This window comes from Methylobacterium sp. WL119, assembly GCF_008039875.1.
GTDB lineage: Bacteria > Pseudomonadota > Alphaproteobacteria > Rhizobiales > Beijerinckiaceae > Methylobacterium.
The window spans coordinates 1-2,595 of sequence record NZ_VRUU01000206.1 but is presented as its reverse complement, the minus strand read 5'-3'; the positions used below and the strand labels follow the sequence as shown (position 1 = coordinate 2,595).

Sequence of the window (2,595 nt, the reverse complement as noted above, 5' to 3'; positions counted from 1 at the left end):
TGTGTAGGGCGGTGACAAAACCATCCACTGGAGCGTCGGCGGGGTGCTGATGCGGCCGGGGTAAAAGCCGGCCAGTGGAGAGGCTTCTCTTTCGGGAGGGGCCCAGGATGTTTGCCGTGGAAGTCTACGCGGCCGTTCGGCAGTTCGTTTTCATCGACGGCCACTCTCGTCGTGAGGCAGCTCGGGTATTCGGGCTCAATCGCGAGACGATTGCCAAGATGTGCCGGTTCTCACTGCCACCGGGCTACACGCGCTCGAAGCCGATCGAGAAGCCGAAGCTGGGGCCGCTGCTGCCGGTGATCGATGCGATCCTGGAGGCGGACCGGATCGCACCCGTCAAGCAGCGTCACACGGCCAAGCGGATCTTCGAGCGTCTGCGCGACGAGCACGGCTACGGCGGCGGCTACACGGTGGTGAAGGACCACGTCCGGATCGCACGCGCGAGCGGGAGGGAGACCTTCGTGCCGTTGGCGCACCCGCCGGGTCATGCCCAGGTCGACTTCGGCGAAGCGATCGCCACCATCGGCGGCGTACGCCGGAAGATCCACTTCTTCTGCATGGACCTGCCGCACTCCGACGCCTGCTTCGTGAAGGCGTATCCGCGGGAGACCACCGAGGCGTTCCTCGACGGGCATGTCGCTGCCATGGAGTTCTTCGACGGCGTGCCGCTGTCGATCCTCTACGACAACACCAAGATCGCGGTCGCCAAGATCTGCGGCGGAGGCCAGCGCGAACGTACCCGTGCCTTCACCGAGCTGGTGAGCCACTACCTGTTCCGGGACCGCTTCGGGCGTCCGGGCAAGGGCAACGACAAGGGCAAGGTCGAAGGCCTGGTCAAGTACGCCCGGTCCAACTTCATGACCCCGGCCCCGGAGGCGGCCTCGTTCGAGGCGCTGAACGCGGATCTGGAGCGACGCTGCCGGACCCGGCAGGATGAGCGGGCCGGACAGCATGCCGAGAGCATCGGCACGCGACTGGTCGCCGATCGTGCCGTTCTGCGTTCCTTGCCGGCGGTCCCGCTGGAGCCGTGCGAGAAGCGGACTGGGCGGGTCTCCTCGACCGCGCTGGTTCGCTACCGCTGCAACGACTACTCGGTGCCGACCGCCTACGGCTTCCAGGACGTGCTGGTGAAGGGCTTCGTCGATGAGGTCGTGATCCTGTGTGGCGGCATCGAGATCGCCCGGCATGAGCGCAGCTACGGCACGGGCGTGTTCGTGTCCGATCCGCTGCATTACCTCGCGCTGATCGAGACCAAACCGAACGCTCTCGACCAGGCGGCCGCGCTCCAGGGCTGGGATCTGCCCAAGGCGTTCCAGCACCTGCGCCACCTCTTGGAGGCGCGCATGGGTAACCGCGGCAAGCGCGAGTTCATCCAGGTGCTGCGCCTGATGGAGGCGATGCCGAAGGACGTCGTGGCCTCGGCCGTCACCGACGCGATCCGGCTCGGGGCGATCGGCTTCGACGCGGTCAAGCTGATCGCGCTGGCCCGGCTCGAACGACGACCGCCCCGGCTCGACCTGGCGGCCTATCCGCATCTGCCCAGGACCATGGTGAGGACGACCGTGGCCGCCGACTACGCCGTGCTGGTGCCGGAGGTGGCGGCATGAGTGCGGCACGTGACGAGACGGGGCCGGGCGGCACCACCGGCGGCACGCCGGGGATCCTACTCGCCCACCACCTCAAGCAGCTGAAGCTACCCACGGTGCTGCGCGAGTACGACAAGGTTGCCCGCGAGTGTGCCCAGGGCGGCATCGACCACCCGCGCTACCTGCTCCGGCTGGTCGAGCTGGAACTCATCGATCGCGAACGGCGCATGGTCGAACGCCGGATCCGGTCGGCACGCTTCCCGGCGGTGAAGAGCCTCGACACCTTCGACTTCACCGCGATCCCGAGCCTGAACAAGATGCTCGTGCTGGAGCTGGCGCGCTGCGGCTACATCCTCGGTCGAGAGAACGTCATCGCACTCGGCAACTCCGGCACCGGCAAGACCCACATCGCCTTGGCTCTCGGCCTGGCGGCTTGCCAGAAGGGCTTCTCGGTCGCGTTCACCACCGCGGCCTCTCTGGTCAACCAGCTTCTGGAGGCCCGCGACGAGCGCCGTCTGCTCCGGCTGCAGCGTGAACTGGCTTCGGTTAAGCTCCTGATCGTCGATGAACTCGGCTACGTGCCGCTCTCGCCGACGGGGGCCGAGTTGCTGTTCGAGGTCTTCTCCCAGCGCTACGAGCGTGGCTCGACCGTGGTGACCTCGAACCTGCCATTCGAGGATTGGACCTCGGTCCTGGGCTCGGAGCGGCTCACCGGCGCGCTGCTCGACCGGCTGACCCACCACGTCAGCATCTTGAGCCTGAACGGCGACAGCTACCGCCTCAAATCCTCCCGCAGCCGACGCGGCTGCGGCGATGGCAGGGCGGAGCAAAACCAGGCCACCACCGATCCCCACGATGCCGAGACGGGCGAGATCCTACCGGCTTGAGCCTCATGGTCGGCGATAAACGATGAAGGGGCCCGATCGGGCCCCTTCATCGTTCAAGCTGCGGCCGCCATTGGCCTGGTTTTACTCCGCCACAGCGGCCTGGAATTGGTCCGCCCTTTACA

The 2,595-nt window shown here is 66.9% G+C and carries 2 protein-coding genes; both read left to right on the top strand.

Annotated features, from left to right (window positions below):
- Positions 1–107: 107 nt before the first annotated feature.
- Positions 108–1,607 carry an IS21 family transposase gene (gene istA / locus FV227_RS28360; protein WP_147729478.1) on the top strand — a complete coding sequence of 500 codons (1,500 nt, stop codon included), beginning with the start codon at positions 108–110 and terminating at the stop codon, positions 1,605–1,607.
- Complete coding sequence (gene istB / locus FV227_RS28355) at positions 1,604–2,473, top strand: IS21-like element ISMex8 family helper ATPase IstB (RefSeq protein WP_147860457.1); 870 nt, start codon at positions 1,604–1,606, stop codon at positions 2,471–2,473. The genes istA and istB overlap by 4 nt, the downstream gene beginning before the upstream one ends.
- Positions 2,474–2,595: the final 122 nt, after the last annotated feature.